This is a genomic window from Mycolicibacterium monacense (assembly GCF_010731575.1).
Lineage (GTDB): Bacteria > Actinomycetota > Actinomycetes > Mycobacteriales > Mycobacteriaceae > Mycobacterium > Mycobacterium monacense.
In genome coordinates this window covers 2,300,227-2,317,991 of sequence record NZ_AP022617.1, presented here as the reverse complement: position 1 = coordinate 2,317,991, position 17,765 = coordinate 2,300,227, and the positions used below count along the sequence as shown (strand labels likewise).

Here is a 17,765-nt window from a genome sequence, read left to right as displayed (position 1 = left end):
CCATGGACGGTGGACCGGACCTCTACATCGGGGGTTCATGGCGTCGTGCCGGTGACGGCGGCACCCGCGAGATCGTCAACCCGGCCGACGGCAGCGTGGCCGCCACGGTCGACGAGGCCAGCCCGGACGACGCCCGCGCGGCCGTGGCCGCGGCGCGTCAGGCCTTCGACGACGGCGCCTGGCCCGCCACCCCGGTCGCCGAACGCGCGGCGCTGCTCGACCGGATCGCCGACCTCCTCGTCCGCGACAAGGAGGATCTCGCGCTGCTGGAGACGCGCGACACCGGGAAGACGTTGCCGGAGAGCCGCATCGACATCGACGACGTCACATCGGTGTTCCGATACTACGCACGGTTGATCGCCGTGCAGTCCGACCGGGTCGTCGACGTCGGCGATCCGACGGTGGTCAGCCGCGTGGTGCACGAACCCATCGGGGTGTGCGTCCTCATCGCGCCGTGGAACTACCCGCTGCTGCAGATGTCGTGGAAGGTCGCCCCCGCGTTGGCGGCCGGATGCACCATGGTGATGAAACCCAGCGAGGTCACCCCGCTGAGCACCATCGCGTTCACCCGGCTGCTCGAGGAGGCCGGCGTTCCTGCCGGCGTGGTCAACCTCGTGCAGGGCAGCGGCGCCACCCTCGGCAGCGCCCTGACCGACACCCCCGACGTCGACTTCATCTCGTTCACCGGGGGTGTGTCCACCGGCCGCGCCATCGCCGAGGTCGCGGCCAGACACGTCACCAAGGTGGCGCTCGAACTCGGCGGCAAGAACCCCCACATCGTCTTCGCCGACATCGGCACGGGCGACGGCTGGGACAGCGCCGTCGACCACGTGCTCACCGGGGTGTTCCTGCACTCCGGTCAGGTGTGCTCGGCCGGCACCCGGCTCATCGTCGAGGAATCCATCGCCGACGACTTCGTCGCCGACCTCGCCGCGCGGGCGGCCAAGATCCGCGTCGGCGACGGGATGGACCCCGCCGGCGAGACCGGGCCGCTGGTCTCCGAGCAGCACCGCGCCAAGGTTGAATCCTATGTGGCGCTGGGCATCTCAGAGGGCGCCCGGCTGGTGTGCGGCGGTTCGCGGCCGAGCGACCCGGCGCTGGCCAAGGGCAGCTACTACCTGCCCACGATCTTCGACCGGTGCGACCGGTCGATGCGGATCGTCACCGAGGAGACCTTCGGTCCGATCCTCACGGTGGAGCGGTTCACCGACGAGTCCGAGGCGATCCGCCTCGGCAACGACACGCAGTACGGTCTCGCGGCCGGTGTACGGACTTCGGACACGGCGCGGGGCGAACGTGTGGTGCGGGCCTTGCGGCACGGCACGGTGTGGCTCAACGACTTCGGCTACTACACCGCCGCAGCGGAATGGGGCGGTTACGGCAAGTCGGGCAACGGGCGCGAACTCGGGCCCGCCGGGCTCGCTGAATACCAAGAGACCAAACACATCTGGCACAACGTCGCGCCGCAAAAGGCCGGTTGGTTCAAGGGCTGACCGCAGAAAGGACACCACCATGGTCATCAAAGAGCCTTCCGGCGCGAGCGGAGCGAGGGGGAATGTGTCGGCCGACAGCGGCCTGGACGACTTCGGCTACCGGGAGTCGCTGGACCGCAGCATCGGCAAATTCGCCAGCTTCGCCGCAGGGGTCAGCTACATCTCGATCCTCACCGGTACGTTCCAACTGTTCTACTTCGGATTCGGCACCGCCGGCCCGGCCTACCTGTGGTCCTGGCCGATCGTGTTCGTCGGGCAGATGTCGGTGGCGTTGTGCTTCATGGAACTTGCGGCGAAATACCCCGTCGCAGGTTCGGTCTACAACTGGAGCAAGAAGCTGGCGAGCCGGCTGGTCGGCTGGACGTCGGGGTGGCTGATGCTCACCGCCTCCATCGTGACGATCTCCGCGGTGGCGCTGGCCTATCAACTCAACCTGCCGCGACTGTGGAGCGGGTTCCAGATCATCGGCGACGGATCCGGTGAATACGACTACGCCGCCAACGCCGTGCTGCTCGGCACGATCCTGATCGCGTTCACCACACTGGTCAACGCGCTCGGGGTGCGGCTGATGTCGCTGATCAACAGCTCCGGGGTGTTCATCGAACTGATCGCGGCCGTGCTGATCGCGTTCCTGCTCGCCATCAACATCCAGAACGCCCCCGACATCTTCTTCTCCACCAACGGATACGGCGCCGACGAGAGCATGGGCTACCTCGGCGCGTTCCTGGTCGCGTCGCTGGCATCCGGGTACGTGATGTACGGCTTCGACACCGCCTCGTCGTTGGGGGAGGAGACCGTCGAACCCCGCCGCACCGCACCCAAGGCTATCGCCCGAGCCATCCTCGCCTCGTTCGTGATCGGCGGCGCCATCCTGGTCTTCGCGGTGATGGCCGCGCCGAACCTGCAGGATCCCGCGCTCGGGGAGAGCTCCGGCGGCCTGCAGTACATCGTCGAGCAGGTGATGTGGGGGCCGCTCGGCAAGGTGTTCCTGGTCTGCATCGTCATCGCCGTCACCGTCTGCACCCTGGCGGTGCACACCGCCGCGATCCGGTTGACCTTCGCAATGGCCCGCGACAACGCGCTGCCCTTCGGCGAGAAGCTGGCGACGGTCAACCCCAAGACCCAGACGCCGATCGTGCCCGCGGTGACCATCGGCATCATCGCTGTGTTCATCCTCGTCATCAACATCGGTCAGCCGAAGATCTTCACGGTGCTGACGTCGATCGCGATCATCATGATCTACCTGGCCTACCTGATGGTCACCGGACCGCTGCTCAAGAAGCGGCTGCAGGGGCAGTGGCCGCCGAAAGACCTCAAGGAGGGCGGCTACTTCACGATGGGCCGCTGGGGTCTGCCGGTGAACATCTTCGCCGTCGTGTGGGGGATCGGGATGGCGCTCAACCTGGCGTGGCCGCGCGCGGCCGTGTACGGGGAGCCCTGGTACAACACGTGGGGCGCGTTCGTCTACATCGGCGTGATCCTCGGCGCCGGGCTGCTCTGGTATGGCGTCAAGGGTCGTCACCACATCGGCTGTCTCGAATCCCACGCGGCGACAACGAAAGACGAGGCCGTCCTCGATGGGTGACACCGGCACCTTCGATTACGTCATCGCCGGGGGCGGAACGGCGGGCTGCGTGCTGGCGGCGCGCTTGTCGGAGGATCCCGACGTCACGGTGTGCCTGATCGAGGCGGGGCCCACCGACGTCGGCGACGACAAGATCCTGGTGCTCGCCGACTGGATGCACCTGCTCGACTCGGGTTACGACTGGGACTATCCGGTGGAACCGCAGGAGCGGGGCAACTCGTTCATGCGGCACGCCCGCGCGCGGGTCCTCGGCGGCTGTTCGTCGCACAACTCGTGCATCGCGTTCTGGCCGCCGGCCGAGGCGCTCGACGAGTGGGTGACCATGGGCGCCGACGGCTGGAGTGCCGCCGAGATCCTCCCGCTCACCGAACGATTGACCAAGACCGTCCAGTTGCGTGACGTCCCGCCGCACGATCCCTGCGGCAGCGCGGTGCTCGAGGCGGCCGCGTTGGTCGGGATGCCCACCGTCGCGTTCAACCGGGGCGAGACGGTCCGCAACGGCGCGGGCTGGTTCCAGATCAACGCCGGTGAGGACGGTATCCGCAACTCCACCTCACACGCGTTCCTGCACCCGATCCTCGACACCCGGCGCAACCTCGAGGTACGCACCGACTGCTGGATCGCCGAGATCCTGTTCGACGAGTCGAATGCCGCGACCGGGGTGCGCTACCAACGTCCCGATCTGACCGGGTACGACACCGTCTCGGCGCGACGCGAGGTGATCGTCTGCGCCGGCGCCATCGACACCCCGAAGCTGTTGATGCTCTCGGGGATCGGGCCCACCGCCCACCTGCGCGAGATGGGCATCCCGGTGCGCGTCGACAGCCCCGGCGTCGGCGCGAACCTCGACGACCACGTCGAGGGCCTGGTGTTCTGGGAGGCCGCCAAGCCGATGGTGACCACCTCCACGCAGTGGTGGGAGATCGGCCTGTTCACCACCCTCGACGAGGGGGTCACGCAACCGGACCTGATGATGCACTACGGCAGCGTGCCGTTCGACATGAACACGCTGCGCCGCGGCTACCCGACCACCGACAACGGATTCTGCCTGACCCCCAACGTCACCCAGGGACGCAGCCGGGGCACGGTGCGACTGCGTAGCCGCGACTTCCGCGACCGCGCCCGCGTGGACCCCAGGTATTTCACCGACCCCGACGGATACGACGAACGGATCATGCTGACCGGCGTGAAGCTGGCCCGCTCGATCGCCGAACAGGCCCCGCTGGCGCCGTGGGTGCAGCGCGAACTGGCGCCGGGCCCCGACGCCACCACCGATGACGAACTGCTCGACTACATCCACCAGTGCCACAACACCGTCTACCACCCCGCGGCGACCGCGCGGATGGGCGCGCTCTCCGATCCGATGGCGGTCCTCGATCCGCAGCTGCGCGTCAAGGGGGTGTCGCGGCTGCGGGTGGTCGACGCCTCCGCGATGCCGAAACTGCCCGCGGTCAACCCGAACATCACCGTCATGACGATGGCGGAGAAATGTGCTGACCTGATCCGAGAGTCGTGACCTCCGTGGGCTCGTCAGACACCGACGTCCGGGCGTTCCTCGGCGAGCACACGCCCTTTCAGTCGATGCCCGAGGAGGACCTCGACCGGCTGGCCGACGGCGCCCGCGTCGAGGAGTTCCCGCCGGGTGCCGTGGTGGCCGACTACGCAGGCCGTGTCCCCGACGACGTCTGGATGGTGTTCGACGGTCAGGTCACGCTGCACGCCAGCACAGACGGTGCGGTGATCGACACCGTCGATCCGGGCGGCATCTTCGGATACACCCCGATGCTCATCGGCGGCGGTATGCAGTTCCAGGCCCGGACCGCATTGCCGAGCAGGCTGATTCGCCTCCCCGCCGCACTGGTGCGGTCCCAGCTCGCCAGCCCGGCCGGGTTGGCGTTCCTGGCGTCGTCGGCCTGGAATGCGACCACCGCAGCACGGCCGCCCGGCCCTTCGGCCGGTCAGGCGGTCGGTGAGATGGTCGCCGGCGAGGTGCTGACCGTCGACCCGCACACCACTGTGCGCGAGGCCGTCACCCAGATGACCCGCCACCGCGTGTCCTACGCGCTGATCCGGTTGCCTGACGGCGGGTTCGGCATCTTCACCGACCGGGATCTGCGGACCCGCGTCGTGGCCGCGGGACTGCCGGTCGACGTGGAGATCAACCGGGTGATGAGCGCCCCCGCCCGCACCGTCACCGCCGACCTGACCGCAGAGACGGTGCTGATGGAGATGCTCGAAAGCGGTGTGCGGCACATGCCGGTGCTGACCGGGCGCGGTGACGTCGTCGGTGTGCTCGAGGACGCCGACCTGCTCGCGGCCTCGGCGCGACAGGGGTTCCTGCTGCGCAGGGCGATCGGTTCGGCCGTCGATGCCCGTGAGTTGCAGCGCGTCGGGCAGCAGGTACGGCGCATCGCCGGTGACCTGTTCCGCAACGGGACCAAGGCGTCGGCGGCCAGTGCGATCCTCTCCGTCGTCGTCGACAGTCTGGTGCGCCGCGCGCTCGAGATCGCGCTGGCCGAATCCGGCGGTGGCGTCGACGGTTTCGCGTGGCTCACGCTGGGCAGTGTGGCGCGGCGGGAGGCGATGCCGTCCTCCGACGTGGACAGCGCCCTGTCGTGGCGCGACGAATCCTCCTGTGATGCAGAGAAACTGCGGGCGGTGGCGGCCCGCACCCACGGGATACTCGACGGTTGCGGGCTGCCGTCGGACACCAACGGCGCCGTGGCCACCAAACCCGGATTCTCCCGGCCGGCGTCACAATGGCTGAGCGCGGCGCAGGGCTGGCTCGACGATCCCCTGCGCGACCGCGGTCTGATCATGTCGTCACTGATGATCGACGCCCGGGTGGTCTGGGGTGACCGGGCGCTGCACACCGTGCCGACGGCGTACCGCCGGCTGCGGGAGTACCCCGAAGCGCTGCGGCTGCAACTGCTCGACGCGGTGTCGGGGCGCGTGCGCACCCGGTCGCTGCGCGACGTGCTGGCCCGCCGCGGCGGCACCTTCGACCTGAAGAGCCACGCCGTCACCCCGATCGTCAACCTGGCCAGGTGGGGAGGTCTCACGGCTGGGCTGACGACCGCCACCACCCCGGCGCGGCTGACGGCGGCCGCGCAGACCAGGGCCATCAGCACCCAGGACGCCACCACCCTGTGCGACGTCTTCCTCATGCTGCAGCGCCTGCGCATGACCCATCAGGTCGAACAACTCAGCGCCGGGCAGACCCCCGGCGACGTCGTCACGATGTCGGAACTGTCGCCGCTCAACCGCAGTCTGCTCAACGAAGGCCTGCGCGAGATCGCCGCCGTACAGCGGCGGGTGCGCCAAACCGGCATCCCGCCCGTTTAGGCTGGCGCCGATGCCCAGGGATGACGACAGGCCGGCCGCCGCGGTGCAGTCCGTCGACCGCGCGCTCGTCGTCCTGGAGATCCTCGCCAAAGCAGGTCAGGCCGGCGTCACCGAGATCGCCGCGGCGCTCGATGTGCACAAATCCACGGTCTCGCGGCTGATCGCGGTGCTGGAGTCCCGCGGCTACGTCGAGCAGGTGTCGGGGCGGGGGAAATACCGGCTCGGCTTCGCGATCGCCCGGTTGGCGCGCGCCAGCAGCGGCCACCTCGACCTGGGCCGGCTCAGCCAGGACGTGTGCGACGGCCTGACCGACGACCTGGGCGAGACGACGAACGTGGCCATCCTCGACGAGAACCGCATCGTCAACATCGTCGAATCCATCGGCCCCGGTGAGATCACGCTGCGGACCTGGGTCGGGCAGAGTTGCCCAGCGCACGCCACCTCGAGCGGCAAGGTGCTGCTCGCCGGGCTCGACCCCGCCGAGGTGCGGACGCGACTGACCGACCCGCTGGTGTCGTTCACACCGGCCACCATCGCCACGGTGGGGCAGCTGCTCGCGGAGCTGGCCGAAGTGCGCGACCGCGGGTGGGCCAGCGTCACCGAGGAACTCGAGGTGGGTCTCAACGCGGTGGCGGCGCCGGTGCGGGATGCGAACTCCCAGGTCATCGCCGCGCTCAGCGTGTCGGGCCCGTCGTACCGGCTGGCTGAGGGAAAGTTCGGCGAGGTCGCCGAACAGACCATCGCCGCGGCGGACGCGATCAGCCGGCGGTTGGGCTGGATCGGCCCCGACACCGTGTGACAAACCGTCGCTTCGGTGTCAATGCCGACGGCGCGTTATCGGCCGCCTTGCATGCCGAAGCCGGGGCCGAACCCGTAAGCTCGATGAGGTGCAGCGACGAATCATGGGGATCGAGACCGAATTCGGCGTGACCTGCACGTTCCATGGCCACCGCCGGCTCAGTCCGGACGAGGTCGCCCGATATCTGTTCCGGCGGGTGGTGTCGTGGGGCCGCAGTTCGAACGTCTTTTTGCGTAACGGCGCGCGGTTGTATCTCGACGTCGGATCCCACCCGGAGTACGCCACCGCGGAATGCGACAACCTGATCCAGTTGGTCACCCATGACCGGGCCGGCGAGCGGGTGCTCGAGGACCTGCTCATCGACGCCGAACAGCGGCTGGCCGACGAGGGCATCGGCGGCGACATCTACCTGTTCAAGAACAACACCGACTCGGCGGGCAACTCCTACGGCTGCCACGAGAACTACCTGATCGTCCGCGCCGGCGAGTTTTCCCGGATCTCAGACGTGCTGCTGCCGTTCCTGGTCACCCGCCAGTTGATCTGCGGTGCGGGCAAGGTGCTGCAGACGCCCAAGGCGGCGACGTTCTGCCTGAGCCAGCGCGCCGAGCACATCTGGGAGGGCGTCTCCTCGGCCACCACCCGGTCGCGGCCGATCATCAACACGCGCGACGAACCGCACGCCGACGCCGAGAAGTACCGCCGGCTGCACGTGATCGTCGGCGACTCGAACATGTGCGAGTCCACCACAATGCTGAAGGTGGGCACCGCTTCGCTGGTGCTCGAGATGATCGAGGCCGGCGTGCCGTTCCGGGACTTCTCGCTGGACAATCCGATCCGCGCCATTCGCGAGGTCAGCCACGACCTGACCGGACGGCGCCCGGTGCGCCTCGCCGGTGGACGGCAGGCCAGCGCGCTGGACATTCAGCGCGAGTACTACTCGCGGGCGGTCGACTATCTGCAGACGCGGGAGCCGAATTCGCAGATCGAGCAGGTCGTGGACCTGTGGGGCCGTCAGCTCGACGCCGTCGAGAGCCAGGATTTCGCGAAGGTCGACACCGAGATCGACTGGGTGATCAAGCGCAAGCTGTTCCAGCGCTATCAGGACCGCTACAACATGGAGCTGTCCGATCCGAAGATCAGCCAACTCGATCTGGCCTACCACGACATCAAGCGGGGCCGCGGGGTGTTCGACCTGTTGCAACGCAAGGGGCTCGCGGCGCGGATCACCACCGACGAGGAGATCGACGCCGCCGTCGACACCCCGCCGCAGACCACACGTGCGAAGCTGCGCGGTGAGTTCATCAGCGCCGCACAGGAAGCCGGTCGTGATTTCACCGTCGACTGGGTGCATCTGAAGCTCAATGACCAGGCGCAGCGCACCGTCCTGTGCAAGGACCCCTTCCGCTCGGTCGACGAGCGGGTGAAGCGGCTCATCGCCAGCATGTAGTCCCGCCCCACTGACGCAGAATTTCGTGCAGTGGGGTTGAGGCGTGCTCAGGTAACATTTGCTGGACGATTCGTGAACGGGTGGCCGAGACGTGTCCTGAGGCAGATGAGGGTTTGATCTTGTCGGCGAAGCACTTGCTGGACGGTTCGACGGCGGGGCTTCGCGCGCTGGGTGAGTGGGGGTGGCGGTGACGGAGTTGAGGGTCAACACCGGTGAGCTGGCTAACGGGGGGAAGGGTCTGGTCAGCGGCGCTCAGGCGATACCGGAGCCGCTGCAGCCACTGGTGACGTCCGGTACGGATGCGCTGTCGTTGGCCCTGCAGAGCAAGACGCAGGAGATCGAACTGCCGCTCATCGAGGGCATGCCGAAGACCAAGGCCGAGGCGCTGGCGACGGCCGAGAACATCATCAGGGCCGCTGCGCTCTACGAGCAGTCCGATCAGCAGATCGCGGACCAGGTGCGGAAGGCGTTGGCGGAGCTCGACGGTGCCGGGGCCGGTGGCGGTGCCGGTGGAGCCGCCGGCGGTGGGGCCGGCGCTGTTGGTGCAGCGACTGGTGCGGCCGGGGGCGGTGCAGCCGGCGCCGCGGGTGCAGGCCAGGAGATGGGCCAGATGGGCCAGATGATGGGCATGCCGATGCAGCTGGCGCAGCAGGCGGCGCAGATCCCGATGCAGCTCGCGGGGATGGCGATGCAGATTCCGCAGGGGATCATGCAGGGCGTCCAGAGCGGGATGCAGCAGGTCGGCCAGATGACGAGCCAGTTCGGCGACATGGGCGGCGCCGAGAAAGACGAGAAGGCCAAGCTCGAAGACGAGCTGCGCGAGAAGAAGGACGAGCCGTCCGAGGAGAAGGAGCCGGAAGGTGCCGCGCCCGGCGAGGCGACGGGGGAGCGGGCGCCCGAGGTGGGTCCGCGCCATGCCGCTCCGGAGGCGCCGCAGACCGGACCCGCGCCTGAGCCGCAGCCACCCGCACCGAAGCCGGCGCCGACTCGGCCCGCTGATTCGTCAATTCTGTTGTGACCGTGAGTGTTCCTGACGCGAAGGTGCGCATATGAGTCTGCCTCCCCCTCCCAACCCGTATGGCGGTCAGCAACCGTATGGCGGGCAGCCGCAATACGGAGGCCAGCCGCAATGGGGTGGTCAGCAGCCGGGTGCTGGAGAGGGGCAGTTCAGTGGTCCGCCGCCGTGGGGTCCGCCGCCGCAGCAACCGCAGTGGGGCGGTCCGCCGCCCGGCCCGCCGCCGTCGAAGGGCGGCAAAGGGAAGTGGATTCTCGGTGGGGTGATCGTGTTGCTGGTCGTCGCGTTGGCGGTGACCGTGACGATATTGGTGACGCGTGATGGTTCGAATGGGAATTCGCCGACGCCGCCGGGGGATGGGCAAGCGTCGGAGTTCGCGAGTGCCAACGACACCGGACCGGTCAACATCATCACCGAGGACCCGACGTGTGATGCGTGGGGGAAGGTTGCGCGGGAGTTTGGAGACGTCCTCACAGAAACTAGATGGGAAGACAGAGACCGCGCCACCCCGGCGACCGCCTGGACGCCGGAACAGCGGAGCACATACACCGCTGTAGGGGAGGCGATGACTGCGGCGGCTAATGACGCAACGAATCTGGCCGCTCAGACTCCTCATAGAGCGGTGCGGGAACTTTATGAGCAGTTCACCGCCTATGCAAACTATTTCGTCCAGCGCATCCCCAATTATGCAGAAAGCGATGAAAACCTCGCAATTGTTTGGACGGAGGCAGGAAATTCGATCAGCAACATCTGCGGCGCGATAACAAGTACTGGGGCAGCTGCGGCACATCCCCTCCTGGGGGATCCGGCCCCGCCGACTGATATCGCTCCGGCGGAAAACGGGCGGAGTCCCATGTTCATGGATTCGCCCAATGCCATATGCGCCGATTGGCAATCTGCAGCGCTGAATTTTGATGCAGAGACATCTGCATGGCGCGGCGTGGACCCCAACCTAAGTGCAACAGATTGGTCACCTCAGGAGCAGGCGATCAATCGGGCGGTGGCGTCGGTGATGCGTGAGAATGCGGACAAACTCGAGCAGCTGGGACGTCGCAGTGGTAATCCCGTGATTGAGGATTTTGCCGTGTTGGCCGCGCAATATCGTCGAGGATTCGCCGGAGCGGTCCCGACTTACACTCCATCCGACAACTATTTGGCTGAGACAGCGTCAAGTTTGGTGAAGACTATAAGCTTCGCATGTAAGGCTGCGAATTGATTTCGCGTGCCGCGGGAGATAAACCGTCGGGCCCGTATGCTGCGGAGATGACGGGTTCTGGCGCTTGGCCCGAGACCGATGAATCGGTCTTCAATGATAGGGCGGAAGCGCTAAGGGGCAAGCTGACCGAACTTACAAGCGCAAACGAGACCTGGGAAGGCCATCGTTCGTCAATATTCAATGGTACCCATATATGGTCTGGTACCGGTGCAGGAAAAGCGAGTTTAAAGGCGGACAAGTCATCACAATCGATGCGTCAACACGAGGACCAATTACGTGCGGCAATCACCTGGTGCGATGAGGCGGCGTCGAAAATTGTCGGGGCAAAAGAGACGATTTCGACGAATGTGCGTTCAGCTCAGGCGGACATCGAAAGAATCCTGAGGGAGGCTGCAGAAAAAGACCAGGACCCGACGGCGGCCGTGCAGTCTTTGGTCAATCGTGAATATTTCGAAAACTTCGATACGGTCAGCCAGCTGGCGGTCGGTCTCGGCGGCGCCCCGGGCGTCCCGTTGGCACCGTTCGATGAGTCGGACGATGCAGGGTCGAAAAACCAGGCGGGCAGCGAACGTGAAGATCGAATTTCGACGTTCGGGCACCGTAGAGGGGATGTAATCAGCACCGAATGGTCGCCGCCTGGACGAACCGATGGTGGAATAAACGCTGCCGGGCCCGCGCTCACGAGAACCGGCGAAGTAAGGGCTCCTACGAGAACCGGCGAAGTAGTAAGCGCAGGATGGTCGCCCGAGGCCCCGCCCACGCAAGCAGATCCTTCGCCCGCACGTGAGGGACCCCGAAATGGCGATGTCGTCAATGCTGGATGGACACCGGCGCCGTCGCCCCCTAATGCGCCACCTTCCGGATCGCCAGCCACTCGACCAGCGTCTCCGAGCGTCCCTCTTCCTGCATCCGCAGGACCACAACCCCTAGGCGGGGCAGGCGGTGGTGGCGTGACCACCAGTGGGACATCTCCGGTCGCCAGCGCGCCGACTGCCGGTTCGACCGGTGGGTCTGATATCGATTTTGGCGGTGGGCGTTCGGACAGCGGGTCATCCGCGAGTCCGATTAGTGACGGCTCGTCAGCAATTGGCGATCAGCCGAGCGTCGATCCAAGCAACGGCGCGTCCGGTCCGTCTTCGGGTGCCGGTGGACAGCCGCCGATCCAGTCCCCGCCGATCGCGGACCGGCTGTCGAACATCGGTCCTGCGATGCAGCCTGCGTCGGCGCCCATGGCCGCGCCGGTCGCCCCGACGGATGTTGCGCCGCCGGCAGCGGCCGCTCCTTCCAACCCGACGACGAGCAGTGCAGCTCACGCGCCGGTTGCGCCCGTGTCACCTCCTGCGACGGGTGGAGGTGTTCCGATGGCCGGCGGTCCGGCGATGCCCCCACCGCCGATGCCGTTGGGTCCGCCGCCGACACCGTCGCCCGCCGCGCCGGTCGTGCCTGCGTCTGCCGTGCCGCCTCCCGTTGCAGCGCCAACATCAAGCGCCGGTTCCGTGGTCGGTGCTCCGGCTCCGGTGCCGGTGTCGGCGGCGCGTGCTGAACGCGATGCGATCGCTGGTTCCATGCGTCGGCAGTCGGCCGGTGACCCGGTGCAGGTTGCGCGTCGAGTTGCGGCAGCGCTGAATGCCGTCGAGTCAATGGATTTCGGCTTCTTCTGGGCGACGGGCGTCACGAAGGACGGCACGATTTTGGTGGCCAACAGTTACGGCATTGGCTACATCCCCGACGGTGTGAAGTTGCCTGACGGCGTGAGGATGGTCAGCGCCGACGAGTCGATCCCGATCGACGAGCGCGCGAAGTGGGCGACATTCCCGATGCTCGCGTTGCATGGTTGGGCCCAGCATCATGACGTGCCGTTGCGTGCCGTGGTCGCGACGGCCGAGCAGTTCGACGGATTCGACCCGGGCGCCGCGCGGGTCATCCTCACCCCCGACGACATTCCGGAGCGGGGTGACATGGCCGGCCGGTCCCGTCTGGAGGTGATCGCGCCCGGTGCGGCGCGTCAACTCGCCTCGGTCGACGACACCAGGCTCGGTGACTTGCTGCCACCGGCGCCCGCGGACACCACGCCGCCGGCTGACAATTCGTTGATGCTCTGGTTCGAGACGATGAAGCCGTTGATGAGCACCTCAGCTGAGCGGGGCGCAGCGCACCTCGAAGCGATGGTGTCCTACGCCAACCACGCCCAGGAACTCGCGCTGCACAGGGCTCAGACGGCGACCGACGCCGCCACGCAGCGGGCCGCGATCGCCGATTGGGTGTACTGGCAACACGTGAGCGTGATGAGCAACGACGCGATCGTCATAAGGCAGTAGGCGAAGCAAACATTCGCTTCGGATAGCGGCACGAGACGAAGGTGTCTGACGAAGCTTGGGGTACTGGGTGCGGACGCCGGCAAGCCGATCGTCCGCTTGCCGTGGCGCCGCTGCAGTGCCGGCTGGATCCGGCACCCGTACGCCAGACTGGCCCTTGTGCCGCCGCCTTGACCCCTAGCCCCGTCGAACGCCGAAAGGCTTGACCTGGCTCGCCTTTCGGATTTCGACGGACAGCGGCGTGTCGAATGCTTGGCGCTGGTGCAGTCCAGATGCACATGGCCGGAGTTGTCGGACCCTGGTGCTTGTATGGGGTCATGTCCTCGAACGTTTCGTCCGGCGCGGTGGCGCTGTTGCCGAAGGAGCGTCTGGAGGTGTTGTTCGAGGAGGTGGCGGAGTTGGCGGGTCAGCGCAACGCCATCGATGCACGCCTGGTGGAGATCGCCGCGGAGATCGATCACGACGGGTTGGGTGGGATCACCGGGGCGAAGTCGGTGGCGCATTTGATGGCCTGGAAAACCGGATCCTCGTCGCGGAACGGTAAGACCATCGCCGCGATCGCCCACCGGATCGCGGAGTTCCCGCGTTGTGTGCAGGCGCTGCGCGACGGGCGGCTGTCGTTGGATCAGGTCGGGGTCATCGCCGAAGGCGCGGGCGCAGGGTCTGATGAGCATTATGCGGAGTTGGCCCGCAGCGCCTCGGTCACCCAGCTCCGCACCGCCATCAGACTCGAACCCCGCCCCGAACCCGAGCCCGACAAGGACGCCGACGGCGAGCCCAAGCCGGTGCCGGTGCCGCAGGCCTCGATCCGCAAGACCAGCGATGAGCAGTACACCTACTGGCGTATCGCCCTGCCCCATGCCGAGGCAGCGGTGTTTGACGCGGCTTTGCGGTCTCATCACGATGCGTTGATCGCGCAGTGGAAACGCGACCACGACACCCCCACCGACACTCCTGCCGGTGGCCGCCCACCGATGCCCGCCCTGGCTGATGCGTTCGCCGCGCTGGTCGAGGCCGGCTGGGATACCGAGGTGACCCGCCGCCCGCACGGTCAGCGCACCACCGTGGTGGTGCACCTGGACCTCGACGAGCGCATCGCCGCCCTGCATCTGGGTCCGCTGCTCTCGGAGGCCGACCGCCGCTACCTGGGCTGTGACGCCACCTGTGAAGTGTGGTTCGAACGCGCCGGCCAACCCCTCGGCGCTGGGCGCACCACCCGCATGATCAGCCGCCGACTGCGGCGCGCGCTGGAACACCGTCACCGCACCTGCGCGGTCCCCGGGTGTGGGGCGACCCGCGGTTTGCACGCCCACCACATCCAGCATTGGGAAGACGGTGGAGCCACCGACCTGGACAACCTCGTGCTGCTGTGTCCCTATCACCACCGGGCCCACCACCGCGGCGTCATCACCATCACCGGACCCGCCGACCAGCTCACCGTCACCGACAGCACCGGGCGGGAACTGCAATCCGGCTCGTTGGCCCGCCCACCCAACCAACCCCCGCCCACCGTCGCGCCCTACCGCGGACCGTCCGGAGAACGTGCCGACTGGTGGTGGTACACACCCTTCCAACCCCCACCACCCACCACCAACTAGATCTCAGCCCGGGGACTACGTCGCACCCGAGAGCCGACCCTGCGAGCGCAGGTTCAGGAAAGCGCCCGCGCACAACTTCATTCGTCGCGCTGCCCGTCGGCGCCGTCCCTGCACCGGGCTCGAACCGGTGCCACTCGCCACCCCGACGACGCCGCAGCGCCCCATCACTATCGCCGCTGACGGGACTTACGGAATGAGCCGATTCGGCTTGGGCACTGACGTCCCCCCGGGCCGCGGTCAGAGTGGGTGAGGTGAAGGTGCCGGTGCAACAGTCATCGGGGCTACCGGGACGGTCGGTGTGGCTCGCCTGGTTCCGTCGAATCTGTGGCACCACTTTGAGCCGAGTGCCGAGTTCGGTAGCCAGCCTGGGGAAGCTGAATGGCGCGCCGCAATGGTCTGACGAGAGTCATCTCGGCCGACAAGGACCCAGCATCTCCGAATTTCCCAGCGGATGCGTGCGCTGACGTGCGACGACGATCGTCGCCCGAGGAAGAAACGCCTATGGCCATTGCGGGCGGCCATTTCGGAGCAGCGACTCTCCTGATTCCGCGCGATGGCGGGACTTGGTCGACGCGGTACGGGCGAACTCGCTTGATCCGTGGGCACACACCCCGCGTCACCGAGCCTGACCAACCGCCCGACGCCCTAAGCTCTTAGAAGTGGCGACCTCCAAAGTCGAACGGCTGATGAACCTGGTCATCGCGCTGCTCTCGACGCGCACCTTCATCACCGCCGACCGCATCCGGCAGGTCGTCGCCGGCTACGCCGACAGCCCCAGCGACGAGGCGTTCTCCCGAATGTTCGAGCGGGACAAGAACGAACTGCGCGACCTCGGCATCCCCCTGGAGACCGGCCGTGTCTCGCAGTTCGACCCCACCGAGGGCTACCGCATCAACCGCGATGCCTACGCCCTGCCCGCCGTCGAACTCACCGCCGACGAGGCCGCCGCCGTCGCCGTCGCCACCCAACTTTGGGAGTCACCCGAACTCATCACCGCCACCCAGGGCGCACTGCTCAAATTGCGCGCCGCCGGCGTGGACGTCGACGCCGCCGACGGGGTCGCCATCTCGACGGCCACGCTGCCTGGCGTCCGCGGCAACGAAGAAACGCTGCGAGCCATCCTCCAAGCCATCGACGACGGCCGGGCCGTCCAGTTCGGCCACCGCCGAGACCGCTCCGAGCCCTACACCACCCGCACCGTCGAACCCTGGGGCGTGGTCACCCACCGCGGCCGCTGGTACCTCGTCGGCCACGACCGCGACCGCGACGCACCGCGCACCTTCCGGCTGTCCCGCATCGCCGACGACGTCACCACCATCGGACCCCCTGGGGCCGTCCACAAACCCGACGACATCGACCTGCGCGAGGTCGTGCGCCGCGCCGTCGCCGAATGGCCCACCGGCACCCAGGCAAGGGTCTGGGTCGCCGATGGTCGCGCCACCGCGCTGCGCCGCCAAGCCGTCGTCGAGGGGCCCATGACCCTCGGCGGCCGAACCGGCGAGGTGATCACCGTCGAGATCGGCATGTTCGACCAACTGGCCCGCGAGATCGCCAGCTACGGCGCCGACGCCGTGGCCCTCGAACCGCAGACCCTGCGCGACGACATCATTGCCCGACTCAAAGCGCAGGCCACCGCATGAGCGCCATCTCGAGCCGGCTGGTCCGGCTGCTCAACATGGTTCCGTACTTCCAGGCCAACCCGCGCATCACCTACGCCGAGGCCGCCGCCGACCTCGGCGTCACCGTCAAACAGCTGCAGGACGACCTCAACCAGCTGTGGATGTGCGGGCTGCCCGGCTACGGCCCCGGTGACCTCATCGACTTCGAGTTCTCCGGCGACACCATCGAGGTCACCTTCTCCGCCGGCATCGACCACCCGCTGCGCCTGACCTCACCGGAGGCCACCGGCGTGCTCGTCGCGCTGCGCGCCCTGGTCGACGTGCCCGGAATGGTCGACCCCGAGGCCGCCCGCAGCGCCATCGCCAAGATCGAGCAGGCCGCGGGCGCCGCCGGGCACGACCTCGGTGACTCGGTGACCGCCGTCGACGAACCCGCCCCGATGGAGAGCGATGCTGCCGCCGCGGTCCGTACGGCCGTGCGCAACGCCCACGCGCTGCAGATCGAGTACTACTCCGCATCCCACGACATGCTCACCAGCCGCGTCGTCGACCCGATCCGCGTGCTCCTCGTCGCCGACCACACCTACCTCGAAGCCTGGTGCCGCTCCGCCGAAGGGGTGCGCCTGTTCCGCTTCGACCGCATCGTCGACGCCCGCGTCCTCAACGAGCCCGCCGCCCCGCCACCGCCCGCGGTCGAGGCCGGCCCCGACACGTCGTTGTTCGACGCCGACCCGGCGCTGCCGTCGGCGACCCTGCTCATCGACCGGTCGGCCTCGTGGATGTTCGACTACTACCCCCTGCGGGTGGTGCGCGAACTGGCCGACGGCGCCTGCGAAGCCGCGATGACTTACGCCTCCGACGACTGGATGGCCCGCTTCGTGCTCGGCTTCGGTTCGGCGGTACGGGTGCTCGAACCGCAGGAACTGGCCGCCAAAGTGCGCGAATCCGCCGCCGCGGCGCTGCTCGCCTACGAGAACGACCCCACCGGCGGGTAGACTCGGCCACGACTTCGAGGAGGTGCACATTGGGCGGTCTACAACCCTGGCACTGGGTTATCGTCATCGCGGTGTTCGTGCTGCTGTTCGGCGCCAAGAAGCTGCCGGATGCTGCGCGTTCGCTGGGCAAGTCCATGCGGATCTTCAAGTCGGAGATCAAGGAGATGCAGTCGGAAGGCAAGTCGGACAACCCGCCGGCCACCCCGATCACCTCCGAGCGCGTCGACACCAACCCGACGGCCGAGCAGCCCGACAAACGCTCGGCCTGATCCCACGCTTTCCGTCCCACGCGGCCTGATGCCGCGTCGTCAGGCGGCGTCCGTCGGCGGCCCCTAGGC

General features: G+C 67.6%; 13 protein-coding genes. All 13 read left to right on the top strand.

What is annotated here, in order from left to right:
- Positions 1-2: 2 nt before the first annotated feature.
- The 13 genes from G6N49_RS11005 to tatA all read left to right on the top strand — a co-directional run bounded on the left by G6N49_RS11005 (position 3) and on the right by tatA (position 17,696).
- Positions 3-1,493: an aldehyde dehydrogenase family protein gene (locus G6N49_RS11005; protein WP_083045523.1), complete on the top strand. Its 1,491-nt coding sequence runs from the start codon at positions 3-5 to the stop codon at positions 1,491-1,493.
- 19 nt (positions 1,494-1,512) lie between these two features.
- Positions 1,513-3,078 carry an APC family permease gene (locus G6N49_RS11000; protein WP_011855595.1) on the top strand — a complete coding sequence of 522 codons (1,566 nt, stop codon included), beginning with the start codon at positions 1,513-1,515 and terminating at the stop codon, positions 3,076-3,078.
- The gene (locus G6N49_RS10995; protein WP_011559860.1) at positions 3,071-4,594 is read left to right on the top strand and encodes a GMC family oxidoreductase; all 1,524 of its coding nucleotides are present in this window, start codon (positions 3,071-3,073) and stop codon (positions 4,592-4,594) included. Before G6N49_RS11000 ends, G6N49_RS10995 begins: the two co-directional genes overlap by 8 nt.
- 5 nt (positions 4,595-4,599) lie before the next feature.
- On the top strand, positions 4,600-6,423 hold the full coding sequence (locus G6N49_RS10990; protein ID WP_011855596.1) for a putative nucleotidyltransferase substrate binding domain-containing protein: 1,824 nt from the start codon (positions 4,600-4,602) through the stop codon (positions 6,421-6,423).
- Positions 6,424-6,433: 10 nt separating this feature from the next.
- Positions 6,434-7,222 (top strand): IclR family transcriptional regulator, encoded by a 789-nt coding sequence (locus tag G6N49_RS10985; protein WP_011855597.1) that lies wholly within the window; start codon positions 6,434-6,436, stop codon positions 7,220-7,222.
- A gap of 88 nt (positions 7,223-7,310) precedes the next feature.
- Positions 7,311-8,669 carry a Pup--protein ligase gene (gene pafA, locus G6N49_RS10980; protein WP_011559863.1) on the top strand — a complete coding sequence of 453 codons (1,359 nt, stop codon included), beginning with the start codon at positions 7,311-7,313 and terminating at the stop codon, positions 8,667-8,669.
- 187 nt (positions 8,670-8,856) lie between these two features.
- The gene (locus G6N49_RS10975; protein ID WP_170314012.1) at positions 8,857-9,687 is read left to right on the top strand and encodes a hypothetical protein; all 831 of its coding nucleotides are present in this window, start codon (positions 8,857-8,859) and stop codon (positions 9,685-9,687) included.
- 31 nt (positions 9,688-9,718) lie between these two features.
- Complete coding sequence (locus G6N49_RS10970; RefSeq protein WP_082947992.1) at positions 9,719-10,900, top strand: ESX-1 system-associated protein; 1,182 nt, start codon at positions 9,719-9,721, stop codon at positions 10,898-10,900.
- A gap of 950 nt (positions 10,901-11,850) precedes the next feature.
- Positions 11,851-13,218 carry an EspK C-terminal domain-containing protein gene (locus tag G6N49_RS29485; RefSeq protein ID WP_235679512.1) on the top strand — a complete coding sequence of 456 codons (1,368 nt, stop codon included), beginning with the start codon at positions 11,851-11,853 and terminating at the stop codon, positions 13,216-13,218.
- 314 nt (positions 13,219-13,532) lie between these two features.
- A complete protein-coding gene (locus G6N49_RS10960) occupies positions 13,533-14,813 on the top strand; it encodes an HNH endonuclease signature motif containing protein (protein ID WP_041925047.1) in 1,281 nt (426 codons plus the stop codon).
- A 659-nt stretch (positions 14,814-15,472) separates the two neighbouring features.
- Positions 15,473-16,453 carry a helix-turn-helix transcriptional regulator gene (locus G6N49_RS10955; protein WP_011855602.1) on the top strand — a complete coding sequence of 327 codons (981 nt, stop codon included), beginning with the start codon at positions 15,473-15,475 and terminating at the stop codon, positions 16,451-16,453.
- Entirely contained in the window at positions 16,450-17,427 is a 978-nt protein-coding gene (locus G6N49_RS10950; protein ID WP_011855603.1) for a helix-turn-helix transcriptional regulator, read from the top strand. Before G6N49_RS10955 ends, G6N49_RS10950 begins: the two co-directional genes overlap by 4 nt.
- A 29-nt stretch (positions 17,428-17,456) precedes the next feature.
- Positions 17,457-17,696 carry a Sec-independent protein translocase subunit TatA gene (gene tatA / locus G6N49_RS10945; protein WP_011559870.1) on the top strand — a complete coding sequence of 80 codons (240 nt, stop codon included), beginning with the start codon at positions 17,457-17,459 and terminating at the stop codon, positions 17,694-17,696.
- Positions 17,697-17,765: the final 69 nt, after the last annotated feature.